We start from the raw sequence: 24,745 nt of genomic DNA on the forward strand, positions 1-24,745 counted from the left end.
TATGAAATTATCCATTAACCGAGAGCTGCTCATCAAGGCGATTAATTTGGTGGTCAAGGCAGCGGATAAGCGCCATCGTTTTGTGATTTTGGGCAATATCAAATTGGTGCTCGAAGAAGGGTTTTTGACCTTGACGGCATCGGATTTGGAGCTGGAGCTCACCACCCGTTTTGCTATTCCGGCGGGGGCGTGTGTGCAAGCAGGGGCGACGACATTGCCTGCTGAGATGTTCTTTAACATCTGTAAATCACTGTCCGAAGATATGGTGGTGGTCGATGCGCCAGAAGGCACTAACCGCTGTCTGATTACCAGTGGCAAGGGTAAATATACGCTAAGCACCCTACCTGCGCAGGATTTTCCAAGTATCGGCACAGCTGTGCCGTCCAGCGTCGTCAAAATCAGCCAAGGCGATTTAACCAGTCTCATCCATCATACCCGCTTTGCAATGGCGACCCAAGATGTGCGTCATTATCTCACCGGTATGCTGTTTGAAATCAACGAAAGCAAGCTCACCGCAGTTGCCACCGATGGTCATCGCTTGGCGGTTGCGCACCGCTTATTGTCTGACAGCTACGCCACAAGCCAAGTGATTATCCCGGGTAAGGCAGTAGCCGAGCTTGAGCGTCTATTGCTTGAGCTTGCCAAGACCACAGATGATGCCAATTTGGTCGGATTGGGCTTTGATGAAGAATTTTTGCAAGTGGCGCTGACCTTGACCGACGAAGAGAGTCAAGCGCAGCTGGATGTCAGCCTATCAGCTCGCTTGATTGAAGGCAAATTCCCTGACTATCGCCGAGTGCTACCGACCAATAATGATAAGATTGCAAGCTTTGATAAAGAAGAAGCGGTGGATGTACTGCGTCGTATTTCGGTGCTCAATAGCAAAGAAGTGCCCGGTGTGATGCTAGGATTTGCTGCTCAAGATGTCTGCCAAGTGGGTGTGCACAACAAAAATCACGGTGACGCCGAAGAAGTGCTTGCGGTGAATTTTAGCGGTGAGCCAATCGAGCTATCATTTAACGAATCCTACCTACGAGCGGTGCTTAATGTGCTCGATGGGCAAATCCGCCTTGAGATGAATCAGCCAAGCTCGCCGGTGCTGATTTATCAAATCGGTGATGAGCTGCATCAATATGTCGTGATGCCAATGCGTGTGTAGTTGTGATTGACCGCATCCACATTCATCATTTGAGAAATTTAAGCCAAGCTTCACTATCATTTGCTAAGTGCAATTTGATTTTTGGGGATAATGGCAGTGGCAAGACATCGCTGTTAGAAGCGGTGTTTTTGCTGTCTCGGGGCAAAAGCTTTCGCCATCATGAGCCCAAGCGCTATATCAGTCATCACCAGCAAGCGTGCACCATCTGGGCAAGCACCAATTTTCAAGAGCAGTGTACCCTTGCCATCCAAAAACAGCTGGATGGCACAGGTAAATCTGATACTTTATTAAAATTTAATGAACAAACCGCCCAAAGCCAAAGTGTGCTCAGCTTTCATCTGCCGACGGTGCTGATTGACCCAAGTAGCATGAGCCTACTTGATGAAGGTAGCGGCAGCCGTCGGCAACTGCTCGATTGGCTTGCGTTTCACGTGAAACCTGAATTTTATCATCAGTGGCTACAGTATCAGCGACTGCTTAAGCAGCGCAACAGCCTACTTAAGTACCCTAATATCCAGCATCGCATCAATGAGCTGACAGCGTGGGATGTGCAGTTATCGCACTATGCGCAGGCGCTGCACGAGCATCGTGTGTCGATGTTTGATGAATGGCAAGTGGTGTTCGCTCAGATGGTAACAAAGCTATTACCAAATTATGCGGACAAAATCAGCCTGCAATACTTGGCAGGATTTGATACCACTCAGCCACTATCACAAACCCTGTCCGCTCGGGTGATGCAGGATATTGAGCTTGGCTATACTCGCATCGGTGCGCATCGTGCTGATGTCGGCGTGATACTCAAAACCACCAATGATGACGGGCAAAAACTGCGTGAACAAGCCACACACATCCTATCTCGTGGCGAAAAAAAACTTCTCATCACCGCCTTGCGCCTATCACAATTAAGCTTGATTTGCACCCTACTTAGTCAAGGCAAATCCGCCATCACCCACCCACCTGTGGTGCTGATTGATGATATCGATGCCGAGCTTGATGATGCCGCCACCAATATCTTGCTTGATACTGTGCTATCTTTGCCTTGCCAAAGTATCATCAGTACGCTCAACGCTGATATCCATAGTCAAATCCTGATGCATCTACAGACGCTTGAGCAGTCAAGTGACCTGCCTAATTCTCAAACTGCCACCAGTTATAAAATGTTTCATGTGAAACAAGGTGAGTTTGCAGAAATTTATGCACAATAAGCCTGTGGTTAAGTTGGGGTTGGTGCATCAAACCACACTTGTTATCGCACAAAAATTCCTACCGAAACCATCGCAGTTGCGGTGACTTTTAATAAAAAAAATGCTATAATGGCTGATAATTTTTTATTAATGATTTTGGGCAAAAATACCGCCCAGTCTAAGCACCTTGTGAAGGATTTGCCATGAGCGAAACGATCGATCAAAACCAACAGGTCGAAGCACAAAATACAGAATATACCGCCAAAAATGTCCGAGTTCTGCGTGGACTTGAGGCGGTACGAGTACGCCCTGGTATGTACATCGGTGATACTGATGATGGCACAGGCTTGCACCACATGGTCTTTGAGGTGGTGGATAATGCCATCGACGAAGCATTGGCAGGTCATTGTGATGAAATCAATATCATCGTGCATGACGATGAATCGGTATCGGTGATGGATAATGGTCGTGGTATCCCTGTCGATATCCACCCCGAAGAAGGTGTGTCGGCTGCTGAAGTCATCATGACCGTGCTACACGCAGGTGGTAAGTTTGATGATAATTCCTATAAGGTCTCGGGCGGTCTGCATGGTGTGGGCGTGTCTGTGGTCAATGCCTTGTCCAAAAAACTGGTGCTCAACATCTGGCGTGACGGTCATGCACACAGCCAAAGCTATACTGATGGCGTGGCAGATGCACCGCTTGCCAAGCTTGAGCCATCGACGCAGACAGGCACTCAGGTGCGTTTTTATCCAAGTTTTGAGATTTTTAAGGGTGTGACCACCTTTGATTATGACATTCTTGCCAAGCGTCTGCGTGAACTGTCTTTTCTTAATTCAGGCGTGCGTATCGTGCTGACCGATGAGCGTACAGGCACGAGCGAAGTATTTGAGCACAAAGGCGGTCTGTCGGAGTTTGTCAATTATATCAATGGTGGCAAACAAACGCTAAACGACATCTTTCATTTCACCGCCGATGGCGCTGATGGCATTGGTGTGGAAGTGGCGCTACAATGGTCGGACAGCTACAACGAAAAAGTGCTGTGCTTTACCAACAACATTCCCCAAAAAGACGGTGGCACGCACTTATCAGGCTTTCGCTCGGCGCTGACTCGTTGCCTAAATGCCTATATGGATTCAGAAAATATCGCCAAAAAAGAAAAAGTGCAAGTCACTGGCGATGATGCTCGTGAAGGTCTGACAGCGATTATCTCGGTCAAAGTCCCTGACCCAAAATTCAGCTCACAGACCAAAGACAAGCTTGTCTCAAGCGAAGTCAAATCCGTGGTTGAGACCACCATGCATGAGCGTCTATCTGAATACCTGCTTGAGAATCCAACCGCTGCCAAAGCCATCGCTGCCAAGATTATCGATGCCGCTCGTGCTCGTGATGCCGCTCGTAAGGCGCGTGAGATGACTCGTCGCAAAAGCTCGCTAGACATCGCAGGCTTACCAGGTAAATTGGCGGACTGCCAAGAAAAAGACCCTGCATTATCCGAACTGTTCATTGTCGAGGGTGACTCGGCAGGTGGTAGCGCCAAGCAAGGGCGTAACCGTAAGATGCAGGCGATTTTGCCACTTAAGGGTAAGATTTTGAATGTCGAGCGTGCTCGCTTTGATAAGATGCTCTCAAGTGCCGAAGTGGGTACGCTGATTACTGCACTGGGCACAGGCATCGGCCCTGATGAATATAATCCTGATAAGATTCGCTATCACAAAATCGTCATCATGACCGACGCCGATGTCGATGGTTCGCACATTCGTACCCTATTATTGACATTCTTTTTCCGTCAAATGCCTGAGCTGATTGAGCGTGGTTATATCTACATTGCTCAGCCACCACTGTATAAGGTCAAGCGTGGCAAGCAGGAGGTGTATCTCAAAGACGGCGAGGCGCTCGATTCTTATCTATTGTCATCGACTATTGATGACCATCAGTTATTTTTGAGCAAAGATACCCCTGCCATCACCGGCATGGCGCTCGAAAAATTGCTCAAAGACTACAGCCAAAGCCAAGTGGTCAAAAACCGCCTGCAGGGTAAATATCCATCAGAGCTACTTGATGCACTAACCTTTGTGCCGAAGTTTGACGCCACAGCCACAGGCAATCGTGATGTGATGCAAGCTTGGGCAGATGCACTACAAGCCAAATTGCGTGAACTTGCACCAAAACTTGAGCCATCAGTCGAGCTTGCCGAGATGACAGGTACGGAGTCTGAAGCAGGTCAGTGGCTACCTAGAGTGACGATTTATATGCATCGCTTGCCACAGCATTATCTGTTGGATTTGGGCTTTTTGGGTTCGTCCGACTATGCGCGCCTACTGCGTCTAAGTGGTGAGTGGAATACTGTGCTGACTGAAGAGGCATTTTTGCGCCGTGGCGACAAAGACAGCGCCATCAAAGATTTTCATCACCTGTGGGAGCAGCTGATGCAAGCGGCTCGTCGTGGCGTCGATGTTCAGCGTTACAAGGGCTTGGGTGAGATGAACAAGGAACAACTGTGGGAAACCACTATGGACCCCGAAAATCGCCGTATGCTCAAAATCACCATCGAAGACGCCATCAAAGCCGACCATCTGTTCAGCTGTCTGATGGGCGATGATGTTGAGCCACGCCGTATCTTTATCGAAGAAAACGCCCTAAATGCGGATATTGATGCTTGATTTACCCAGTGTTGCCCAACGAGATGTTGGGCATTGCTTTACATTTATAATTTATCCTTAAATAATTTGCCATCATTCTTTTACTATCGCAGGAAAGACTCATGACCAACATCACCCAAGACCGTATTTTAATTTTAGACTTTGGCTCACAATATAGCCAACTGATTGCCCGCCGAGTGCGTGAAGCAGGCGTATATTCTGAAATGTATGCTTATGATATGTCAATCGAGGACATCAAAGCCTTTAATCCAAAAGGCATTATCTTATCAGGGGGGCCTGAAAGTGTCCATGAAGAAGGTAGCCCACGAGCACCAGAGATTGTGTTTAATTTAGGTGTACCTGTGCTTGGCATTTGCTATGGTTTCCAAACCATGTCTGAACAATTAGGCGGAAAAGTTGAAGCAGGTGATGTACATGAATTTGGCTATGCAGAAATTAATATCACCCATCAAGATGCTTTATTAAGCAAAGTCGGTGATGAAAAAAATCAATCTCAAGTGTGGATGAGTCATGGCGATAAAGTGGTGCGTTTACCTGAAGGGTTTAGCGTAACATCAAGCACGCCAAGCTGTCCTTATGCGTCTGCTAGTGATGAAACCCGTAAATTTTATGGCGTACAATTTCACCCAGAAGTCACGCATACTGCTAAAGGTACAGAATTGATTTCAAACTTTGTACATATTATTTGTGGTTGCGGTAATGCGTGGAATTCAGAAAATATTATTGAATTACGCATTAAACAACTCCAAGAGCAAATTGGTGACCAAAAAGTATTGCTAGGTTTATCAGGCGGTGTAGATTCATCGGTAGTAGCAGCCTTGTTACATCGTGCCATTGGCGACCAATTAACCTGTGTTTTTGTGGATAATGGCTTATTGCGTCTCAATGAAGGCGACCAAGTCATGCAGATGTTTGCCGAAAATATGGGCATCCGTGTCATTCGTGCCGATGCAGAACAACGTTTCTTAACAGCATTGGCAGGTGTTACTGACCCTGAAGCTAAACGCAAAATTATTGGACGTGAATTTATTGAAGTATTTGCCGAAGAAGCCCGAAAATTAGATGGCGTAAAATTCTTAGCACAAGGAACGATTTACCCAGATGTGATTGAGTCAGCAGCCAGCAAACAAGGTAAAGCTCATGTGATTAAATCCCATCATAATGTGGGCGGATTACCTGATGATTTGGCATTTGAACTCGTTGAGCCATTGCGTGATTTATTTAAAGATGAAGTGCGTAAGCTTGGCGTGGCGCTTGGTATTCCACATCATATGATTTATCGTCATCCATTCCCAGGCCCAGGCTTAGGGGTGCGTATTTTGGGTGAAGTGAAAAAAGAATATGCTGATATTTTACGTTTAGCCGATGATATTTTTATGCAGGAGTTGCGTGCAAGTGGTTGGTATGATAAAACCGCCCAAGCCTTTGCCGTGTTCCAACCTGTAAAATCTGTTGGTGTGGTGGGCGATGGTCGCCGTTATGCATGGGTGATTGCCCTTCGTGCTGTTGAAACGGTAGATTTTATGACTGCTCGTTTTGCTCATTTACCATATGAATTGGTGGATAAAATCTCAACTCGCATTATGAATGAAATTAAAGATGTTTCTCGTGTGGTGTATGATGTGAGTAGCAAACCGCCTGCAACGATTGAGTGGGAATGATTGAACAACCTGGTTGATTAACCCGTAAAGGCACCTTGGTTAAAAAGGTGTCTTTATTTATTGTTGCTACATTTATTTTGCTTTGCAATCGGTTGAAATTGTGTTACTATAAATTAAGAGTTTATTACACTGTTTGGGGTAGGTATGAAAGTTACACAAAGTTTAATACTGACACTGCTCTTTATGAGTTGTACTGCCATGGCTGCTCCGACCAATCTTGGTAATTGCTTGAATGCCGCTTATGAAGAAGTGACTTCGGTTACAGGTGGCACGATTTATTTTAAAAATGGCTCAAGCATGGCTTTGGGCAAGATATCGTCACAGCCATTCACCACCCGCCTAAAAAATGCCAGTGTCGCCGACCAGCTTTCACAGACTTATCCATTAAATTTTGTAACGCCCGCGCAATATGCTGACGCTGGCAGGATTCGTAATGATGAATTTTTTAAGCAGATGTATGGTAAAACTGCTGCTCAAGTGCAACAAAATCTTACCACCATCACTTGGAAACCGAGTAATATCAAGCTGAAATTTAATCATAAAAATGGTGCAGCCAAACAGCTTGAGAAGGTGGGTAATGAAATTGCTCAAAATCCTGCGCTGAAAAAATATGTTGCCAAGTCGCTCGGTACGTTCAACTGGCGCAATATCGCAGGTACCAATCGCTTAAGTGTTCATAGCTTTGGTGTGGCAGTGGATTTTCAATTGCCGCAAGGACAGCATAAATATTGGCGTTGGGATGGCTGTACTACCGAAGACAAGGTTTGTCCTTATCCTAAGCAGCTGATTAGCGATGACAATCTTAAGCAAGTGGTAAGAATCTTTGAAAAACATGGATTTATTTGGGGTGGTAAATGGGCAAGCTATGATTCGCCACACTTTGAATATCGCCCTGAATTGTTGATTTCTAGTTGTCGAGCATGATTGTGATACGGTTTTCGGTGATGCTAAATTATTTTCGAAATCTTATTGTATTTTTTTCCCAGTTTATTATAATAGAGTTTACCAAACCTGGTTTCACTAGTTAAGGATGGATTATGAAAAAACTTCTACTTGCAAGCCTACTAACCATGGCAAGTTCATCAGCCTTTGCATATTGCAGCTACTCAACTTATATCAGCGATGATGATAAATATAACAGCAGTGGTAGCTACCTAGCTGGCTCAGTGAGCAAAGCATCAGCGGCGGCAATTTTGCGTCAAAACCGTGTTTACTCTGGCTCAACAGAGTGTGGCCTGCATAATACAAGCAACCGTGCAAAATTTGAAGCTAAGGTGCGCAAAAGCAATATTTCTTCTGCAACCATCCGTAACATTGTGCGTGGCAACCCTTATGTTACTGTAGTCATCCATAATTCACATGTTGAAGTATATTAATTGCTAGCTTGCGCATTAAAAGACCATCCTTGCGATGGTCTTTTTGTTTGTAATAATTGAGTAACATTTAATAGAGATTGTTATAAAACTGTCAAAAATTTAGCCATGGATAGAAGTTTGCTTGTTTTTTGTGCAAAGTTTGGTTATGATATTTGTGCAATTACCTATAAAACTTAACCAAATAATGAGATTTTTATGAAAAAATTCGCACTAATTGCAATTACCTTATTGGCGTTCACTGCAGCTGAAGCAAGTGTGGTAACTTATTATGGTGGCAAATTTCATGGTCGCAAGACAGCCAGTGGCGAGCGTTTTGATGAGAATGCAATGACTTGTGCTAGCAATACCCATAAGTTTGGCACTTTGCTCCAAGTAACCAATACTGCAAATGGCAAGTCGGTGGTTTGTCGAGTGAATGATCGTGGTGGGTTTAGTAAATACGGCATTGCGCTAGATTTGTCAAAAGGCGCATTTGCACAGATTGCACCTCTGGGGCAAGGGCGTGCTCGAGTAACCATTGCGCCTGTGGATAGCGCTGATGTGGGTTATGCACAAACGATGCTTGCGCAAAATCAAGCTGATAGTGAAAAAGTTAGCCAAGCGCTTGCAGCTATTACACCATTAACGATTAGCCATACGACCACAATTACTTTGGCTAGCAATACAATGGTAACCGAATAATGTCTATAATTGAAGTCACTGACATCACCATCGGCACAGGCAAAACTGCTGTCAAAGGTGCGCTGATTGTCACCGAATACACTGGCAAGCTTGATGATGGCACGGTCTTTGACTCATCCATCAGTCGTGGGCGCGCCTTTGAGTGTGTCATCGGCACAGGGCGTGTGATTAAGGGCTGGGATTTGGGCGTGCTTGGCTTTAGCACAGATGATGCGGTTGTTGCACCGATGCAAGTGGGCGGCAAAAGACAGCTGATTGTCCCTGCACACCTAGCTTATGGTGAGCGAGCTGTGGGCAAAATCCCACCAAACTCGACACTACATTTTGAGATTGAGCTCTTAGAAGTGCGCACTCGTGATGACTGATATAAAGCCCAGCATCCAAAAAGGCGTCTATCGACATTATAAAGGCAATCTATACCAAGTCATCGATGTCGTGCGCCACAGCGAAACGCTTGAATGGCTAGTGCTGTATCATCCGCTGTATGGTGATCAAGTGCAGCAATCCACCTTGTGGGTGCGTCCCTTTGCGATGTTTGTACAGATGCTTGAGCAGGGTGATGGGTATATTCCCCGCTTTGCTTATGTGGGTGATGATGTATGAATGTGCATCAGCACCACGAAAACTATAGCCCCAACCCCAAAAGCTTGCTATAATATTGATAGCAAGCTTTTTAACGTTTTAATGGCATTTTTAACATCGAAATATCGATATTAAAGGTGCTTTTTCTTTTAGATTTTGGCATACAAAACTAAAGCCATATCCACAGGAGTAAGCTTTCGTGATTAAGATTGATCAATATTTTGACCAAGCCCAATGGCAAAAATTCACCCAAGCTGCCGAAGGGCAAGAAACGCCGCTACTGGTCGTGGATTTGAGCCGTATCAAGACCAAGTATGAAGAGATGGTCAGTCTATTTCCCAAGGCGAAGATCCACTATGCGATGAAAGCCAGCCCTGCGGTAGAAGTGGTCAAATATCTGGCGGATCTAGGCTCAAACTTCGACTGTGCATCTATCTATGAGCTTGATCGTGTGCTCGACTGCGGTGTATCGCCTGATCGTATCTCGTATGGTAACACCATCAAAAAAGCCGATCATGTTAAGTATGCCTTCAAAAAAGGCATCACGCTGTATGCGACAGATTCTAAAGCAGATCTAATCAATATCGCTAACAATGCCCCAGGCTCAAAAGTCTTTGTGCGTATCTTGGTGCATGGTGCGGATACCGCCGAATGGCCATTGTCTCGTAAGTTTGGCTGCCACCCTGATATGGCGGTGGATCTGTTGGTACAAGCCAAAAATTTAGGTCTGATTCCTTATGGTATTTCGTTCCATGTCGGTAGCCAACAAAAAGATGTCGCTGCGTGGGATGATGCACTTGCCAAGGTCAAATATATGTTTGACTGGATGAAATACGAAGAAAATATTCAGCTAAAAATGATCAATCTAGGTGGTGGTTTCCCAACCAACTACATCAGCGAAGTGAACCCTGTCAAGGTCTATGCCGAAGAGATTCATCGCTACTTATCTGAAGATTATGACGAAGATGAGATGCCTGAGATTATTCTTGAGCCAGGTCGCTCGATGGTGGGTGATAGTGGGGTGTTGGTCTCGGAAGTGGTGCTGATTAGTCGCAAATCACGCACCGATTTGACACGCTGGGTATATACCGATGTCGGCTTATTTCAAGGTTTGATTGAGACTTTGGGCGAAGCCATCAAATACCCTGTCTATACCCCAAAAATGGAAACCGCCACCGAAAAAGGCACAGTCATCCTAGCAGGCCCAACCTGTGATAGCACTGATATCATGTACGAACACGCCGCCTATAAACTGCCACAAAACCTTGAAATCGGCGATAAGCTATACTGGCTCACCACAGGCGCTTATACCAACTCGTATTCATCGGTGGAGTTCAATGGCTTTCCCCCGCTCAAAGTAAAATACATTGAGTGATGTTTCACATGAAACTGTTCCATGTGAAACATACTACTTGTCATAAGCACGGTTGCCCAGCTAAATATACTGCCAAACACACTGCGTCAAAGCTGATACTGATGATGGCTATGACAAGTGTGCTGACTGCGTGTGCAACGACACATAGTACACCTATGACACACCCACCACATTGGGCGACATTGATCGATGCATCGGCGAATTTTTATCGTGTGGATGACAGGCTATATCGCAGCGAACAACTGACAGTAGAGGATTTGGCACTACTTGAGCGTACAGGCATACGCACCATTGTCAATCTGCGTTTCTTTGATCGAGATGATGATAAGCGCGCCTTTGACGGCACGGCGATACGCTTGGTGAATACGCCGCTTTTGACGTGGTCAATCCAGCCTGATGAGTTGGCGCAGGTGCTATATACCATTCGTCAAGCTCAAGATGATGGTGCGGTGCTCGTGCATTGTTATCATGGTGCAGATCGCACCGGCATAGTGGTGGCGATGTATCGGGTGATTTATCAAGGTTGGTCAATCGCTGATGCTAAGGCAGAGATGCAGCAGGGTAATTTTGGTTATCATAGTATCTGGAAAAATATCGATCGCCTGCTTGATGAAGAGTCGGTTGCCAAAGTGCGTGCATCACTTGAGCACTTATCTGCCAAGCAGTCTAATATCAGTTCTAAATAATGAGTCAATTATGAAATTTTCAAAATTTGGTCAAAAATTCACCAAAGACAGCGCCATCTTGCAGTTGATGGATGATCTTGGTAATGCGCTCAATAGTGATAAGCCAGTCAATATGCTGGGCGGTGGTAATCCTGCAAGTATTCCTGAGCTCAATGCGGTGTATCAACAGACGCTTGAGAGCGTGGTGGCAGATGCGTTTGCGCTTGATAGCGTGGGTAATTATTCCAATCCACAAGGCGATACCAAGTTTATCAATACTTTGGTTGAGTTTTTTAATCGTCATTATGGCTGGGGGTTGACCAGTGACAATATCGCCTTGACCAATGGCTCACAAAATGCGTTCTTTTATCTGTTTAACCTGTTTGCAGGGCAGTTTGATGACGGGACGGACAAGGCAATTTTGTTGCCCTTAGCGCCTGAATATGTCGGCTATGCTGATGTGCATATTGATGGTGTGCATTTTGTCGCTGTACCACCAAATATTGAGCTGGTGACACATGAAGATCGTGAAGGATTTTTTAAGTATCGCGTAGATTTTGATGCTTTAGAAAATTTAGAAAAATTAAAAAATGGCAAGATTGGTGCGATTTGCTGTTCTCGTCCAACCAATCCAACGGGCAATGTCTTGACCGATGATGAAATGGCAAGGCTCACCGCCATCGCCAAAAAATACGGCGTACCGCTGATTGTCGATAATGCCTATGGAATGCCATTTCCCAATATCATCTACACTGATACCACGCTGTCGTGGGATTGTGATACGGTGCTGTGCTTTAGCCTATCCAAGGTGGGCCTGCCAGGTACTCGTACGGGCATCATCGTCGCTGATGCACCGATTATCAAGACTATCAGCAATATGAATGCCATTGTCAATCTCTCGCCGGTACGCTTTGGGGCGACGGTGGCGACGCCGTTATTTGCTGATGACCGCATCAAAACATTGTCCGATACGGTGATTGCGCCATTTTATCAGACGCAGGCAAGCCTTGCGGTATCACGACTACAGGTGGAGTTTGATGGTTATCCTGTCAAGATTCATAAGCCAGAAGGGGCGATTTTCTTGTGGGTGTGGTTTGAGAATTTACCGATTTCAACGACTGTGCTGTATCAGATTTTAAAAGAGCAAGGTACGCTGATTATCCCGTCTGAGCATTTCTTTGTCGGGGTGGATACCACTAATTATCCGCACGCCAAAGAATGTATCCGCTTATCCATCGCCCAACATGATGAGACCATCATCAAGGGCATTGCTACCATTGGTGAAGTGGTACGCAGACTGTATGATGGTGTGTAATGACCAAATCTAAAAACTAAGCCTAATAACTAAGTGTCTAATAACCAAACCTAATGACCAAAAAATATCCGTGTATCATCTGATGCACGGATATTTTGTACGGGGATGGTGGTTATTTCACCGCAGCGATGACCATCACTTCAACGAGCCAATTTGGATTAACCAAATCGGCTTGGATGGTGGCACGTACAGGTGGCGTCGTACTAGCAACCCAAGCTTTCCATTCGCTGTTAAAGCCGTCAAAATCAGCTAGGTTTTTGATAAATACTTGAGCAGATAATAGATGATGTTTGTCAGTGCCTGCTTGTGCCAGTGCCTTATCGATATTGGCAAGTACTTGACGGGTCTGACCTTGGATATCTAGGCTGTCATCATCAGGCACTTGACCTGCCAGATACACCACGCCATTGTGCACGGCGACTTCGCTGAGTACTTCATTGCTGTCAAATTTTTGGATGCTTGTCATAAAAATATCCTTGTGTGTTGAGAAGTTATTAATAAATTAAGCAATCACTGATAGCGTGCCAATGATAGCCCTTCTAGGCTAATCTCGGGCGTCTGCTCGGTGATGATATCGCTAATCAGCTTGCCTGAACCACATGACATCGTCCAGCCGAGCGTGCCATGACCTGTGTTCAGATATAGGTTATTAAGGTCAGTTTTGCCGATGATTGGCGTGCCATCGGGGGTCATTGGGCGAAGCCCTGTCCAGAATGTGGCATTGGGCAAATCACCACCGCCAAACAAATCATCGCAGACCATCTCAAGCGTCTCACGGCGTGACTGGTTTAGCCCCAAGTTAAAGCCTGACAGCTCAGCCATACCGCCGACACGGATGCGATTATCAAAGCGGGTGATGGCGATTTTATAAGTCTCATCCAGTACGGTTGAAACAGGTGCATTATCGGCATCGATGATAGGCACGGTGAGTGAATAGCCTTTGACAGGATAGACGGGTAGTGATAGCCCGAGTGTCTTTGCCATCGCACGAGAATAGCTACCAAGCGCTAGCACATAAGCATCCGCCGTCATCGGCTCGCCATTGACCACGACACCTGTGATGTGGCTGCCATCGGTGCTGATGCTATCGATGGTGGCGTTAAATAGGTATTTGACGCCTAAGTTTTCGGTGAGTTTGGCAAGGTTTTTAGTGAATAGATTGCAGTCGCCTGTTTCGTCATTGGGCAGGCGCAGACCGCCTAAGAGTTCGGATTTGGCACGAGCTAGAGCAGGTTCGACTTTTGCCAAGCCGTCTTTGTCGAGTAACTCATACGCCACGCCATAGTCCTTGAGTACTTCGATGTCATTGCTGACAGCGTCTAGCTGTGCTTGCTTGCGAAATAGCTGTAGCGTGCCACCAGTGCGATGCTCATAGCTGATGCCTGTGTCGGCTCGCAGCTGCTGTAGGCAATCTCGGCTGTATTCGGCGACTCGTACCATGCGAGCTTTGTTGGTGGCGTAGGATTTGTCATTGCAGTTGGCGAGCATTTGGCACATCCACTGCGCTTGAAATGACGAGCCATCAGGACGAATGGCAAAAGGTGCGTGCTTTTGGAATAGCCATTTGATGGCTTTGGTCGGGATGCCGGGGGCAGCCCAAGGGGTGGAGTAGCCAGGGGAGATTTGACCTGCGTTGCCAAAGCTGGTTTCTTCGGCGACATTGCTTTGGCGTTCGATGACGGTCACATCCACGCCTTGCTTGGCAAGATAATAGGCGGAAGTGACACCAATCACACCACCGCCCAGCACAAATACTTTCATGGGGATATCCTTAAAGGACGAAAAAACAATGATATGATAACAAGGAAAAATGACAACAGCAAGCAAAAAACCGCAGTGATGAAAATTTATCCAAAGCCCTGTTCGCATCGCCATTTTATGTTATACTAAATCCAACTTGACGGAGTGCCATCGACATGGCTGAGAGCGTAAGCAATCCGTTGAACCTGATACAGTTCGTACTGTCGTAGGAATCAAGTTTTCAAAATCTTAATCATCTGCCGATGGTTGTCTTTATTCATCATAAGATTTTTGATGGCTTGATTTGTTTTTTGCCATTTTTAAGGATATTATGATGAGCCAAACAAATCTATCCCAATCACTGACCGACCAAATCACAAAGCATGAGCAAGATGCCAAAGATTTAACACGCATTTTGCCTGCATCGAAAAAAGTCTATGTCCAAGGCTCTCGTGCAGATATTCAAGTCCCATTTCGTGAAATCAGCCTAACCGATACGCCAACGAGTCTGGGCGGTGAACCAAATCCATCAATTTTAGTGTATGATACGTCAGGCGTTTATACTGACCCAAAGGTAAGCATTGACCTAAACAAAGGCTTACCAAGTGTGCGTGGTGCATGGATTGCTGAACGAAATGACACCGAACAATTAAGCGGATTAAGCTCTCAATTTGGACGTGAACGCTTAAAAGATATTCGCACCGAAAATATCCGTTTTGCCCACATCACCAACCCAAGACGAGCCAAAGCAGGTCGCAATGTTACGCAAATGCACTACGCTCGAGCCGGCATCATCACCCCTGAAATGGAATATATCGCCATTCGTGAAAATCAGCGGCAGCAAGCAGGCGTGGATACTAGACAGCATCCAGGACAAAATTTTGGTGCAAAAAATTTAACCGAAATTACCCCTGAATTTGTCCGTCAAGAAGTGGCGAGTGGACGGGCGATTATTCCTGCCAATATCAATCACCCAGAATGCGAACCAATGATTATTGGACGTAATTTCTTGGTCAAAATCAATGCCAACATTGGAAATTCTGCACTAGGCTCAAGCATTGACGAAGAAGTCGCCAAAATGACGTGGGCGACCCGTTGGGGAGCCGATACCATCATGGATTTATCCACAGGGAAAAATATTCATGAAACAAGGGAATGGATTATTCGCAACTCTCCTGTACCGATTGGCACCGTACCGATTTATCAAGCCCTTGAAAAAGTAGGTGGAATTAGCGAGGATTTAACATGGGAAATTTTTAAAGATACCTTGATTGAACAAGCCGAGCAAGGTGTTGATTATTTTACCATTCATGCAGGCGTATTACTGCGTTATGTACCGATGACGGCAAATCGTTTAACTGGCATTGTCAGCCGTGGCGGTTCAATTATGGCACAATGGTGTTTGGCTCATCATCAAGAAAATTTCCTTTACACCCATTTTGATGAAATTTGCGAAATCATGAAAGCCTATGATGTTTCATTTAGTTTAGGCGATGGACTGCGACCCGGCTGTATCCAAGATGCCAATGATGAAGCCCAATTTAGCGAATTAAAAACTTTAGGAGAACTCACGCACCGTGCATGGCAACATGATGTACAAGTGATGATTGAAGGCCCGGGGCATGTGCCAATGCACATGATTAAAGAAAATATGGACTTACAGCTTGAAGTATGTAGCGAAGCACCTTTCTATACGCTTGGGCCTTTAACCACTGATATTGCCCCCGGTTATGACCACATCACATCTGCGATTGGAGCGGCTATGATTGGTTGGTATGGCACGGCGATGCTATGTTATGTAACACCAAAAGAGCATTTAGGTTTACCAAATAAAAAAGATGTGAAAGATGGGATTATTACCTATAAAATTGCGGCTCATGCGGCTGACCTAGCCAAAGGACACCCAGGTGCGGCAGTGCGTGATAATGCCTTATCTAAAGCTCGGTTTGAGTTCCGTTGGGAAGACCAATTTAATTTAAGCCTTGACCCTGATACGGCGCGTGATATGCATGATGAAACCATGCCAAAAGAAGCCCATAAATCTGCACATTTTTGCTCAATGTGTGGCCCTAAATTCTGTTCGATGAAAATTACGCAAAATGTCCGTGATTATGCTAAAAGCGCTGAAGGCTCTGCGAAGGGCTTAGACATTGAAAAGGGTATGAATGAGATGAAAGAAAAATATCACAATGAAGGCAGTAAGCTGTATCATGAAGCCTAAGGCTACATGACACCAAGCCAAATCAGATAAAGTAGGGCATAACGAGTGGTTTTGGCAATACTCACGAGCAGTAAAAATCGCCAAAACCGCTCACGCATCATCCCTGCAATCAACGTCAATGGGTCGCCGATGATAGGCAGCCAACTAAGTAATAGCGAGTACACGCCATAGCGATGATAGTGGCGTTCAGCATTGGTGATTTGCTCAGGTTTAAATGGGAAATAGCGATGTTGGGAAAAACGATGGATATGTAACCCAAGCCAAAAATTCACACAAGAACCCAAGATATTACCCACACTTGCCACGCCAATCAATGCCCACGCAGGGTGGCTACCGAGCAAATACAAAAGCATGGCTTCAGACTGTGCAGGCAACAGGGTGGCCGCCAAAAATGCGGATAAGAAGAGATTGAGATAGGCCATGCCGACAATGATAAAAATGGGTGAAAAAGCGAACAAAAACCGCACTGCCAACTTGAGTGCGGTCTGTCAAACTGTGCCAATGGCGCAAATTATGCAGTCTTATCCACCGTCTCAACGATGTTCAAATCAAAGCCAGACAATGCATTAAACTTAATCGGGCTAGATAGCAGGCGCATATTGGTCACGCCTAGATGCTTGAGAATTTGCGCACCGACGCCGATGGTCTGATACGGCGCACGGCGGTTTTGGCTCGTGGGTTTGGCAGGATTTTTGAGCGCATCGAACGCATCTGCCATGCCCATCTCATCACCTTGACCAATCCACACCAGCACACCATGCTCACTGTCGGCAATCTCGGCAAGGGCATTTTGGATGGTCCAGTGGCTACCTGTGGTATGAATGCCAAACAAATCTTTCATCGGATTAAAGCTGTGCACACGCACGGTACTGACACCATCAGCGGTCGGCGCACCTTTGACAAATGCCAAATGCACATCATCTGAGCCAAACTCACTAAAGCGATACGCAGTAAATTCGCCGTGTTCGGTGGTGATGGGGAAATGCTCCACTTCGCTCACCGTCTGCTCGGTCGCCATGCGATATTGAATCAAATCGGCGATTGTGCCGATTTTTAGTCCATGTTCTTTAGCGAAGATTTCTAGGTCATCACGGCGTGCCATCTCGCCATCTGGCTTGATAATCTCAACAATCACCGATGCTGGCTCAAGCCCTGCTAAGCGTGCCAAATCACAGCCTGCTTCGGTGTGTCCTGCACGGTGCAGTACGCCGCCTTTGCGTGCCATGATGGGGAAGATGTGTCCCGGTTGTACGATGTCGCTCGGCTTGGCATTGGGCGCAACTGCCGCACGCACGGTGGTGGCACGGTCTGATGCTGAGATGCCTGTGGTGACCCCTTCGGCAGCTTCGATGGATAAGGTGAAATTGGTGCTGAATTTGGCGCCATTTTTATCACTCATCAATGGCAAATCCAGCTGCTGACAGCGCTCTTCGGTCAGTGTCAAGCACACAAGCCCACGCGCATGAGTAATCATAAAATTAATCGCTTCAGGCGTGATGTGGCTTGCTGCCATAATCAAATCGCCTTCATTTTCACGGTCTTCGTCATCCATGAGAATGACCATTTTGCCATTTTTGATATCTTCGATGATTTCGGTAATGCTGTTCATTGTCATAATAATTTACCTAGCTGTCTGTTATGCGTATGGTCGTGCGTATATATGGGCGGATTGGGTTATTATAAAGGTTATTATAAAGGATTGTCGGTAAGTTTTGGGAAATTTTCATGAACTGCCTTGTTTGAGCCAATTGATAAACGCATAGCTGGCTTGCTCTTTTTGATTATCGGCAAATTGATAAAAACGAGCACCGACAAGGCTATCGGGCAGATATTGCTGTGGGTGATAGTGATTGGGATAATCGTGCGGATAGATGTAGCCTGCGCCATAGCCGTCTGCTTGCATGAGCTTGGTGACACCATTTCTCAGGTGTAGTGGCACAGGCGATTGGTCGGTTTCGGCAAGCTTCATGGCGGCATTGATGGCGTTGTAGCTGGAGTTGGATTTGGGGCTATTGGCAAGATACACCACCGCTTGCCCAAGAATAATCCGAGCTTCAGGCATCCCAATCGACTGCACCGAGCGTAGGGCAGTGTCGGCAATCAGTAGCGCATTGGGATTGGCAAGTCCGATGTCTTCGCTGGCTGCAATGACCAGACGACGCGCGACAAAAGCAGCATCTTCGCCAGCACTTAGCATCCGAGCCATCCAGTACAAGGCAGCATCGGCATCACTGCCACGGATGGACTTAATCATCGCTGATACCAAATCATAATGATTATCGCCTGATTTGTCATAGCGCACCAGAGACTGTCCTGCCACTGCGGTGACGCTGTGGTTATCGATAATCACAGGCTCACTGCCAGCAGCGACGAGCTCAAGTAGGTTTAGCGCACGCCGTCCATCGCCTTGAGATAGGTCAATGAGTGCGGTTAAATCATTGATAATAATCTGTTTTTGTTTAAGTATGGTATCTTTTTGGATGGCACGCTTGATGAGTGCAGTGATTTCATGCGGCTCAAGCGGATGCAGCTTGTACACCTGACAGCGAGACAGTAGCGCATTATTGACGCTGAACGACGGATTTTCGGTGGTTGCACCAATAAAGGTAATCTCGCCGGTTTCGACCGCTTGTAGTAGGGCGTCCTGTTGGGCTTTATTAAAGCGGTGAATCTCATCGACGAATACCACAGGCGGTTCGTGAAACAGCCCATCGTCATGGCTAAGCACTTCTCGCAGCTCTTTGATACCGCTACTGACCGCCGATAAAGGGCGAAACGGACGATTCACTGCACTTGCCAGTAGCATCGCCATCGTTGTTTTACCGATGCCTGCTGAGCCATGCAAGATGATGGATGGCAAAAAACCTTGATTGACGATGTTGCGAATGGGCGCATTATCGCCAAGCAGGTGCGTCTGTCCGATGACATCGGCAAGGGTGGCGGGGCGCATGCGTTCGGCTAAGGGTTTCATAAATGGTTGGCTTTGGCTGGTGATTGTGGTATTTTAGCACAATTTAGACCGCTTTGATAAATAGGCATCCAAGCTTTGACCCTTATCATGATTAGTAATCCTATCTGCTTTCGCGCGCTGAGCCGTCCTTTGAGTGATGGCGAAAAACAGCTTGCCAAAAGTGTGTTTGGCGACGCCATCGACCTTGAGCATGTTCGGCTCAAGACCGCATGGTGGGTGCTGTCAGGCTATGCGGTGTCGCCTGATGGTAATATTTATTTTCATCCTGATGATTGGATGGTGGATGTTTCACGTGAAACCCTAGCCAAGCGTGCGTGGTTCATCCATGAGCTGACCCATGTGTGGCAGGTACAGCAGGGCAAGGCGGTGTTTTGGCGCGCGCTCTTTAACCGTCGATATCGCTATACATTGCGTGATGGCAAAAGCTTTTTTGCTTATGGTATCGAACAGCAGGCGCGCATGGTCGAAGAGTATTATATCCGCCGTGAGACACATCAAGACTGCACAGCGTGGCAGGCGTGTGTGCCGTTTGTGGTGGATAATCAGCAGACGGATAGGGCTTGAGTCATCAGTAATCACGACGCACTGTCTTGTTGCCAGTAATCATTGCCTTGACAAGGTTTTGTTTTTCAACAAACCCCATGCCGATGGCAGATAGTATATGCAATGGAATCAGTACATATAGGCTATTGGCAAGTAGCTCATGACCCTCTTGTAGCCATTCTTCGCCCCAATACGCATCCATCCCCATCATATAGCCCGTCACGCCAAGCCCGATGATGACGCCCCATAGTGCGAACATCATCAATGCGCCAAAGGGATTGTGCCCTAAGTGTTTTTCGCCTTTGCTGCCGATGGATTGTAGGTGGTGTTTGATGCGATTTGGCGTTGGGAAAAAGTCGCTAAAGCGCGCGTATTTTGTCCCAATAAAGCCCCAAATCAAACGAGACACCACGATACCTGCCACCGCATAGCCGACATATTCATGCCAAGTGCTGCCTTCTTCGGTCAGCTCAAATAAGTTGATAAAGACGCCAATCGCGACTGTCCAGTGGGTCAGTCTGACCCATAAATCCCAGACTTTGACGGTGGTGGTGCTCATGATGTTTCCCCTAGATTTACGAATTATTCGATTTCGCTTTTGACGATTTTGCCGGTTTTCATGTCAAAGTATATTTCGACCTTTTTGCCTTTTGGGCTTTTGCCGTATAGCTCATAGCAGTTGCCACTGACTTTGAAATTTTTGACCATAAAGCCTTTTTTGGTCAACGCTTGTTCAAAAGCTTGTTGTGAGATACGCTCATTTTCTGGGTAGCTTTGGCAAGTTGCACCAGCAAAGACAGAAGTGCTGGCGACGATGGCAGTCAATGCTAGAGCGATGGTTCTGATAGCTTTCATAAAAAGTTTCCTTAAAAATATTAAGTTGTTTGAAAAACCCACCGTGCTCGGTGGATGTGCACAGTATAATCGCCAAACCTTAAACGAACCTTAAGAAAATGAAATATTTTTAAAAATAAATTTATTTTTATCTAAATGATAATGATTCTAGCAGTGATAAATATTCCCACGATGGGAGTGGTTATTAATTGAGAATAAGCATAACTAGCGTTATCTGAATAATGGTATAAAAATCAATATGATACGCTGATTATTTACTTGTTATTATCAGGATGACTGATGATGTGTGTGTCGGCTGATGGGATGCTGATATCAACTGTGATGAAATGCATTTGGTGAGTATCAACAATAAATCGCTTGTGTTTTGATAAAAATTTGCCTAGAATAAAAGTTTTTCAAATGTAACTAAAAGTTTCAAACCTTTTAAACAGCAAGGAGCATATCATGAAATTTACCCAATCTGCCCTAGCAGTATCGCTAGCGATGTGTGCCCAAGTGGCGATGGCGCAGGATTTTAGCCAAACGGTGTTCTTTGGCGATAGTCTGACCGATACAGGCCGCCTAAAAGCTATCGTGACAGGCATTGATAGCACGGTGGGCGCTCAGCTACAAAATTCATTCACCACCAATCCTGATGCAGTGTGGGCGACGCATTTGGCAAATGCACTAGGCAGCCGTGCCGATGCCAATACCACCGATAATACCGCAGGCACGAACTATGCGGTGGGCGGTGCACGCTCAGGCAGTGCGGTGACTTGGAATAATTTGTTTGAAATCCCAACGACCAACACGCAAATCATCAGCCACCTAGCTGCCAATCAAGGCAAGGCTGACCCTGATGCGCTATATACGGTGTGGATTGGCTCTAATGATTTGATTGCTGCTGCTGACCCGACCAAGACCACCGCCGAAGCGCTCGCCGCCATCAGTGGTGCGGTCAAGGCGACAGCGACCGATGTGGCGACCCTAGATGCAGCAGGTGCTGGCTATATTCTTGTGCCAAATGTCCCTGATTTGAGCCTAACTCCACGAGCCATCTATGCCGAAAAAGTGCTTGGTGTGACAGGTGCGACCGCTCAGGCACGACTGGCTGCCAGCTTGTATAATAGCAATCTGTATGCAGCGCTCAATACGCTAGATGCCAATGTCATCCCTGCCAATACCTTTGGGCTACTCCAAGAAGTCGCCGCCGACCCAAGTGCCTTTGGCTTTAGCAATACCACAGGTGTGGCGTGTAATATGCCTGCTCGCACTACGGGTGCAAATGACCCAGCTTCGACATCGCTTGCGTGTACGCCTGCCAATCTGGTTACGCCAACTGCCAACGAAGACTATCTATTTGCCGATGATATCCATCCATCAGGGCGTACGCATCGCATTTTGGCGCAGTATTATCAATCACTGCTAAGCGCCCCATCTGCCATCGGTCAGCTACCATCTGCCATCACTCGCCAAGGCACGAGCGATTATCAAGCGCTCAATCGTCGCCTAGAGACACTACCGACGAACAAAAACAGTGTCTGGATTGATGGCGGTGTCAGCAACATCGATAGCAATGATGCGACAACCGATACCGTCAATCCATCGGTGACCATCGGTGCAGGCTTTGGTGGTGAGCGTTCGCATACAGGTGCGTATGCTAAGTTTGGCTGGGAGAATTATCAGCTGTCTGATGTCATCAGCGCCGATGTCCAAAGTCGTGGCGTGGGTCTGTATCATCGTCACGAGCTGGATAAAGTGGGTATCAATCTACAAGCAGGCGTTGACCGTCTCAGTGTCGATACCGACCGTCAAATCGCTTGGGAAGGGGCGGCTCGTACGCACAACGCCACCGCCAAAGGCACACGCCTACACGCAGGGGCGCAGGTGGGTGTGACGCTTGGCACGGGTGCTGTCAGCTACCGTCCGTATTTGGGGGTCAATGCCCAAGAAGTCACCATCAAAGATTTGGTCGAGAATAATAGCGAGCTTGCGACCGCCATGCGTTTTCATAACCAAAAACAGACATCGCTACAAGGCGAAATCGGTGTGAATGCCGCTTATCAATTGGCGGATAAGCACCGCTTATATGGTGGTGTCGGCTATACGCATGAGTTCAAGGACGACGCCCGCCAAGTCAGTGCATCTTTGACATCCATCCCGCAGTACACGCGTGGCTTTAGCTTGCCTGTAGCGGCGACCGATGGCAGTGGCGTTCATGCGCATCTGGGTGTGATGACCAAGCTGAATGATCAATTTGCCATCAATGCCACCGTATCGGCAAATCATGCCAATAGCAATGAGCAAGATGTGGCAGGCGTGATTGGTGTACAAGCACAGTTTTGATGTGCCATGATGAACAAAAAAAGCTGTTTTGGTCGCAAAACAGCTTTTTACTTTTTAATACTCCATCCCTAAATCATGCCGACGCCTGAAATATCACGAGCTAGTCTAGCGGCGGTATTATCCGTCAAGCCACAGATAAAATCCAGCACGCCCATATAGTCATCGTACAGCGTGTGGGTGGCTGATTTATCAAAGCCGAGCAAATCAAGTGCCAGCTCATGCTTGGTGCTAAGCCGTGCGCCTTGATGCTTGGCATACACGGCAGGAATCAGCAAGTCCAATATCGCCCCAAGACAGCCAAAGGCAGCAATCTCGGTGGCAAGCTTGCTATCATGGCGAAAGACCTTGTTGGCGGCAAGATCTTTGGCCTTTGTCAGTGTCGTTAGGATGGCATCATCACAGACAGCGAGCAAATCTTTGTGCATAAATGTCCCTGTCAGTAGCTCATCATGATGCGTCATAAAGGCAGTCGCCACGCCTTCGACCGCACGACCGATGGCAGAGCCACGCATCGCACCACAGCGTTGGTCGGGGTGTTTGATGGTGGCAAGTTTATCGATGTTAATCAGTGGCTTTAGAATCTGGCTAAATTCATCTAAGCTAATCAAGCCAAGTTCGACAGCATCCTCCAGATCAAGCAGGGCATAGCAGATGTCGTCAGCGGCTTCCATCAGATACGACAGTGGATGTCTTGCCCAGCGATTATCATCGAGTGTTGGCAACTCAAGGGCATCAGCGATGTGGTCAAACAGGGGTAGTTCGCTTTGGTAGATATTAAACTTCTGCCCTTTACCGCTTGGATGACGGCTACCCCAAGGGTATTTGATCAGCGCACCGACACTGGCGGCAGTTAGGCGCATACCGCCTTGATTTTTGTACATCTCAAGGCTAAGCACGGTGCGTAGGCTGTGGGCGTTGCCTTCGTAGGTGCAGATATCTGCCCGCTGGTCGTCCGTTAGGCTGTCAAGGTACAGTGCGTGCTTGGGATTGCCAAACCATTCACGAATTGCCGCTTCACCAGTATGTCCAAATGGCGGATTGCCAAGATCATGCGCAAGGCACGCCACTTGCACCACCGCACCGATGCTATTGGCGCTAAACTCATCGGGCAGTACGCCGATATTTTCTAGGCAAGCACCGACTTGATTGCCGATACTACGCCCGACACTGGCGACTTCGACACTGTGCGTTAGGCGGTTGTGCGTGTGATCTGATATGGCAAACGGATGCACTTGGGTTTTGCGCCCAAGCTTGCGAAAAGCACGGCTAAACACCACCCGATCATAGTCGATATGAAAGTTACTGCGGATATTGCCTGTGGCGACTGTCTTTGGGATAACTTCCCCTTGGATGACACTAAATCGTGTCGTGGACAGACGCTTTTGCCACAGGGCTTTGGCGGTGGCGGTGTCAAACTGTGTCATCACAG

The 24,745-nt window shown here is 46.8% G+C and carries 23 protein-coding genes and 1 riboswitch; of the genes, 15 read left to right on the top strand and 8 right to left on the bottom strand.

Going from position 1 to position 24,745, the window contains the following annotated elements; genetic code table 11:
- The first annotated feature begins 1 nt into the window (after nucleotide 1).
- The 12 genes from dnaN to B0680_RS10195 all read left to right on the top strand — a co-directional run bounded on the left by dnaN (nucleotide 2) and on the right by B0680_RS10195 (nucleotide 12,661).
- Nucleotides 2-1,159 carry a DNA polymerase III subunit beta gene (gene dnaN, locus B0680_RS10140; protein ID WP_078254979.1) on the top strand — a complete coding sequence of 386 codons (1,158 nt, stop codon included), beginning with the start codon at nucleotides 2-4 and terminating at the stop codon, nucleotides 1,157-1,159.
- Between the two features lie 2 nt (nucleotides 1,160-1,161).
- Nucleotides 1,162-2,364 carry a DNA replication/repair protein RecF gene (recF, locus tag B0680_RS10145; RefSeq protein WP_078254980.1) on the top strand — a complete coding sequence of 401 codons (1,203 nt, stop codon included), beginning with the start codon at nucleotides 1,162-1,164 and terminating at the stop codon, nucleotides 2,362-2,364.
- A gap of 182 nt (nucleotides 2,365-2,546) precedes the next feature.
- Nucleotides 2,547-5,006, top strand: coding sequence for a DNA topoisomerase (ATP-hydrolyzing) subunit B (gene gyrB / locus B0680_RS10150; RefSeq protein ID WP_078254981.1), 2,460 nt, complete (start codon nucleotides 2,547-2,549; stop codon nucleotides 5,004-5,006).
- A 101-nt stretch (nucleotides 5,007-5,107) separates the two neighbouring features.
- Nucleotides 5,108-6,667 (top strand): glutamine-hydrolyzing GMP synthase, encoded by a 1,560-nt coding sequence (gene guaA / locus B0680_RS10155; RefSeq protein WP_078254982.1) that lies wholly within the window; start codon nucleotides 5,108-5,110, stop codon nucleotides 6,665-6,667.
- A 144-nt stretch (nucleotides 6,668-6,811) separates the two neighbouring features.
- Nucleotides 6,812-7,591, top strand: coding sequence for a M15 family metallopeptidase (locus B0680_RS10160; RefSeq protein ID WP_078254983.1), 780 nt, complete (start codon nucleotides 6,812-6,814; stop codon nucleotides 7,589-7,591).
- Between the two features lie 113 nt (nucleotides 7,592-7,704).
- Nucleotides 7,705-8,043, top strand: a complete 339-nt coding sequence (locus B0680_RS10165; RefSeq protein ID WP_078254984.1) for a hypothetical protein — start codon at nucleotides 7,705-7,707, stop codon at nucleotides 8,041-8,043.
- Between the two features lie 195 nt (nucleotides 8,044-8,238).
- Complete coding sequence (locus tag B0680_RS10170; protein ID WP_078254985.1) at nucleotides 8,239-8,724, top strand: septal ring lytic transglycosylase RlpA family protein; 486 nt, start codon at nucleotides 8,239-8,241, stop codon at nucleotides 8,722-8,724.
- Nucleotides 8,721-9,089, top strand: coding sequence for an FKBP-type peptidyl-prolyl cis-trans isomerase (locus B0680_RS10175; protein ID WP_143821423.1), 369 nt, complete (start codon nucleotides 8,721-8,723; stop codon nucleotides 9,087-9,089). The genes B0680_RS10170 and B0680_RS10175 overlap by 4 nt, the downstream gene beginning before the upstream one ends.
- Nucleotides 9,082-9,327, top strand: a complete 246-nt coding sequence (locus tag B0680_RS10180; protein WP_078254987.1) for a DUF1653 domain-containing protein — start codon at nucleotides 9,082-9,084, stop codon at nucleotides 9,325-9,327. Before B0680_RS10175 ends, B0680_RS10180 begins: the two co-directional genes overlap by 8 nt.
- A gap of 178 nt (nucleotides 9,328-9,505) precedes the next feature.
- Nucleotides 9,506-10,681, top strand: a complete 1,176-nt coding sequence (locus tag B0680_RS10185) for a type III PLP-dependent enzyme (RefSeq protein ID WP_078254988.1) — start codon at nucleotides 9,506-9,508, stop codon at nucleotides 10,679-10,681.
- Nucleotides 10,682-10,785: 104 nt separating this feature from the next.
- Nucleotides 10,786-11,367: a fused DSP-PTPase phosphatase/NAD kinase-like protein gene (locus B0680_RS10190; RefSeq protein ID WP_211271278.1), complete on the top strand. Its 582-nt coding sequence runs from the start codon at nucleotides 10,786-10,788 to the stop codon at nucleotides 11,365-11,367.
- Nucleotides 11,368-11,377: 10 nt separating this feature from the next.
- A complete protein-coding gene (locus tag B0680_RS10195; protein WP_078254990.1) occupies nucleotides 11,378-12,661 on the top strand; it encodes a valine--pyruvate transaminase in 1,284 nt (427 codons plus the stop codon).
- A gap of 112 nt (nucleotides 12,662-12,773) precedes the next feature.
- Here B0680_RS10195 and B0680_RS10200 read toward each other — a convergent pair whose 3' ends face one another.
- Nucleotides 12,774-13,127, bottom strand: coding sequence for a RidA family protein (locus tag B0680_RS10200; protein WP_078254991.1), 354 nt, complete (start codon nucleotides 13,125-13,127; stop codon nucleotides 12,774-12,776).
- Between the two features lie 44 nt (nucleotides 13,128-13,171).
- Complete coding sequence (locus B0680_RS10205) at nucleotides 13,172-14,422, bottom strand: D-amino acid dehydrogenase (protein ID WP_078254992.1); 1,251 nt, start codon at nucleotides 14,420-14,422, stop codon at nucleotides 13,172-13,174.
- Between the two features lie 130 nt (nucleotides 14,423-14,552).
- A riboswitch (TPP riboswitch) is annotated at nucleotides 14,553-14,651 on the top strand.
- 81 nt (nucleotides 14,652-14,732) lie between these two features.
- Between B0680_RS10205 and thiC the strand changes: the two genes are divergently transcribed.
- Complete coding sequence (thiC, locus tag B0680_RS10210; RefSeq protein WP_078254993.1) at nucleotides 14,733-16,622, top strand: phosphomethylpyrimidine synthase ThiC; 1,890 nt, start codon at nucleotides 14,733-14,735, stop codon at nucleotides 16,620-16,622.
- Nucleotides 16,623-16,624: 2 nt separating this feature from the next.
- Here thiC and B0680_RS10215 read toward each other — a convergent pair whose 3' ends face one another.
- The 3 genes from B0680_RS10215 to B0680_RS10225 form a co-directional block, all read right to left on the bottom strand.
- A complete protein-coding gene (locus tag B0680_RS10215; protein WP_078254994.1) occupies nucleotides 16,625-17,044 on the bottom strand; it encodes a YqaA family protein in 420 nt (139 codons plus the stop codon).
- An 89-nt stretch (nucleotides 17,045-17,133) separates the two neighbouring features.
- Nucleotides 17,134-18,237, bottom strand: coding sequence for a bifunctional 3,4-dihydroxy-2-butanone-4-phosphate synthase/GTP cyclohydrolase II (ribBA, locus tag B0680_RS10220; RefSeq protein ID WP_078254995.1), 1,104 nt, complete (start codon nucleotides 18,235-18,237; stop codon nucleotides 17,134-17,136).
- Nucleotides 18,238-18,345: 108 nt separating this feature from the next.
- Entirely contained in the window at nucleotides 18,346-19,593 is a 1,248-nt protein-coding gene (locus B0680_RS10225; RefSeq protein ID WP_078254996.1) for a replication-associated recombination protein A, read from the bottom strand.
- A gap of 87 nt (nucleotides 19,594-19,680) precedes the next feature.
- On the opposite strand from B0680_RS10225, the gene B0680_RS10230 reads away from it, so the two are divergent.
- Complete coding sequence (locus B0680_RS10230) at nucleotides 19,681-20,157, top strand: type IV secretion protein Rhs (RefSeq protein WP_211271279.1); 477 nt, start codon at nucleotides 19,681-19,683, stop codon at nucleotides 20,155-20,157.
- Nucleotides 20,158-20,161: 4 nt separating this feature from the next.
- Here B0680_RS10230 and B0680_RS10235 read toward each other — a convergent pair whose 3' ends face one another.
- A complete protein-coding gene (locus tag B0680_RS10235) occupies nucleotides 20,162-20,695 on the bottom strand; it encodes a cytochrome b/b6 domain-containing protein (protein WP_078254997.1) in 534 nt (177 codons plus the stop codon).
- Nucleotides 20,696-20,718: 23 nt separating this feature from the next.
- Nucleotides 20,719-20,991 (bottom strand): PepSY domain-containing protein, encoded by a 273-nt coding sequence (locus B0680_RS10240; RefSeq protein WP_078254998.1) that lies wholly within the window; start codon nucleotides 20,989-20,991, stop codon nucleotides 20,719-20,721.
- Between the two features lie 444 nt (nucleotides 20,992-21,435).
- Here B0680_RS10240 and B0680_RS10245 point away from each other — a divergent pair, with 444 nt between their 5' ends.
- Entirely contained in the window at nucleotides 21,436-23,316 is a 1,881-nt protein-coding gene (locus B0680_RS10245; protein ID WP_078254999.1) for an autotransporter domain-containing protein, read from the top strand.
- 68 nt (nucleotides 23,317-23,384) lie between these two features.
- Here B0680_RS10245 and B0680_RS10250 read toward each other — a convergent pair whose 3' ends face one another.
- Complete coding sequence (locus B0680_RS10250; protein WP_078255000.1) at nucleotides 23,385-24,740, bottom strand: deoxyguanosinetriphosphate triphosphohydrolase; 1,356 nt, start codon at nucleotides 24,738-24,740, stop codon at nucleotides 23,385-23,387.
- Between the last annotated feature and the right edge of the window lie 5 nt (nucleotides 24,741-24,745).

It is taken from the genome of Moraxella pluranimalium (genome assembly GCF_002014825.1).
GTDB lineage: Bacteria > Pseudomonadota > Gammaproteobacteria > Pseudomonadales > Moraxellaceae > Moraxella > Moraxella pluranimalium.

Bases quoted from the DNA above. Each gene is read 5' to 3' on its own strand.
- thiC (WP_078254993.1), top strand. From the start codon at position 14,733: ATGATGAGCCAAACAAATCTATCCCAATCACTGACCGACCAAATCACA.
- B0680_RS10180 (WP_078254987.1), top strand. From the start codon at position 9,082: ATGACTGATATAAAGCCCAGCATCCAAAAAGGCGTCTATCGACATTAT.
- B0680_RS10160 (WP_078254983.1), top strand. From the start codon at position 6,812: ATGAAAGTTACACAAAGTTTAATACTGACACTGCTCTTTATGAGTTGT.
- B0680_RS10195 (WP_078254990.1), top strand. From the start codon at position 11,378: ATGAAATTTTCAAAATTTGGTCAAAAATTCACCAAAGACAGCGCCATC.
- dnaN (WP_078254979.1), top strand. From the start codon at position 2: ATGAAATTATCCATTAACCGAGAGCTGCTCATCAAGGCGATTAATTTG.
- ribBA (WP_078254995.1), bottom strand. From the start codon at position 18,237: ATGACAATGAACAGCATTACCGAAATCATCGAAGATATCAAAAATGGC.
- B0680_RS10225 (WP_078254996.1), bottom strand. From the start codon at position 19,593: ATGAAACCCTTAGCCGAACGCATGCGCCCCGCCACCCTTGCCGATGTC.
- B0680_RS10170 (WP_078254985.1), top strand. From the start codon at position 8,239: ATGAAAAAATTCGCACTAATTGCAATTACCTTATTGGCGTTCACTGCA.
- B0680_RS10215 (WP_078254994.1), bottom strand. From the start codon at position 17,044: ATGGCCTATCTCAATCTCTTCTTATCCGCATTTTTGGCGGCCACCCTG.
- B0680_RS10200 (WP_078254991.1), bottom strand. From the start codon at position 13,127: ATGACAAGCATCCAAAAATTTGACAGCAATGAAGTACTCAGCGAAGTC.
- B0680_RS10235 (WP_078254997.1), bottom strand. From the start codon at position 20,695: ATGAGCACCACCACCGTCAAAGTCTGGGATTTATGGGTCAGACTGACC.
- B0680_RS10230 (WP_211271279.1), top strand. From the start codon at position 19,681: ATGATTAGTAATCCTATCTGCTTTCGCGCGCTGAGCCGTCCTTTGAGT.
- B0680_RS10245 (WP_078254999.1), top strand. From the start codon at position 21,436: ATGAAATTTACCCAATCTGCCCTAGCAGTATCGCTAGCGATGTGTGCC.
- B0680_RS10165 (WP_078254984.1), top strand. From the start codon at position 7,705: ATGAAAAAACTTCTACTTGCAAGCCTACTAACCATGGCAAGTTCATCA.
- guaA (WP_078254982.1), top strand. From the start codon at position 5,108: ATGACCAACATCACCCAAGACCGTATTTTAATTTTAGACTTTGGCTCA.
- B0680_RS10190 (WP_211271278.1), top strand. From the start codon at position 10,786: ATGGCTATGACAAGTGTGCTGACTGCGTGTGCAACGACACATAGTACA.
- B0680_RS10240 (WP_078254998.1), bottom strand. From the start codon at position 20,991: ATGAAAGCTATCAGAACCATCGCTCTAGCATTGACTGCCATCGTCGCC.
- B0680_RS10205 (WP_078254992.1), bottom strand. From the start codon at position 14,422: ATGAAAGTATTTGTGCTGGGCGGTGGTGTGATTGGTGTCACTTCCGCC.
- B0680_RS10250 (WP_078255000.1), bottom strand. From the start codon at position 24,740: ATGACACAGTTTGACACCGCCACCGCCAAAGCCCTGTGGCAAAAGCGT.
- gyrB (WP_078254981.1), top strand. From the start codon at position 2,547: ATGAGCGAAACGATCGATCAAAACCAACAGGTCGAAGCACAAAATACA.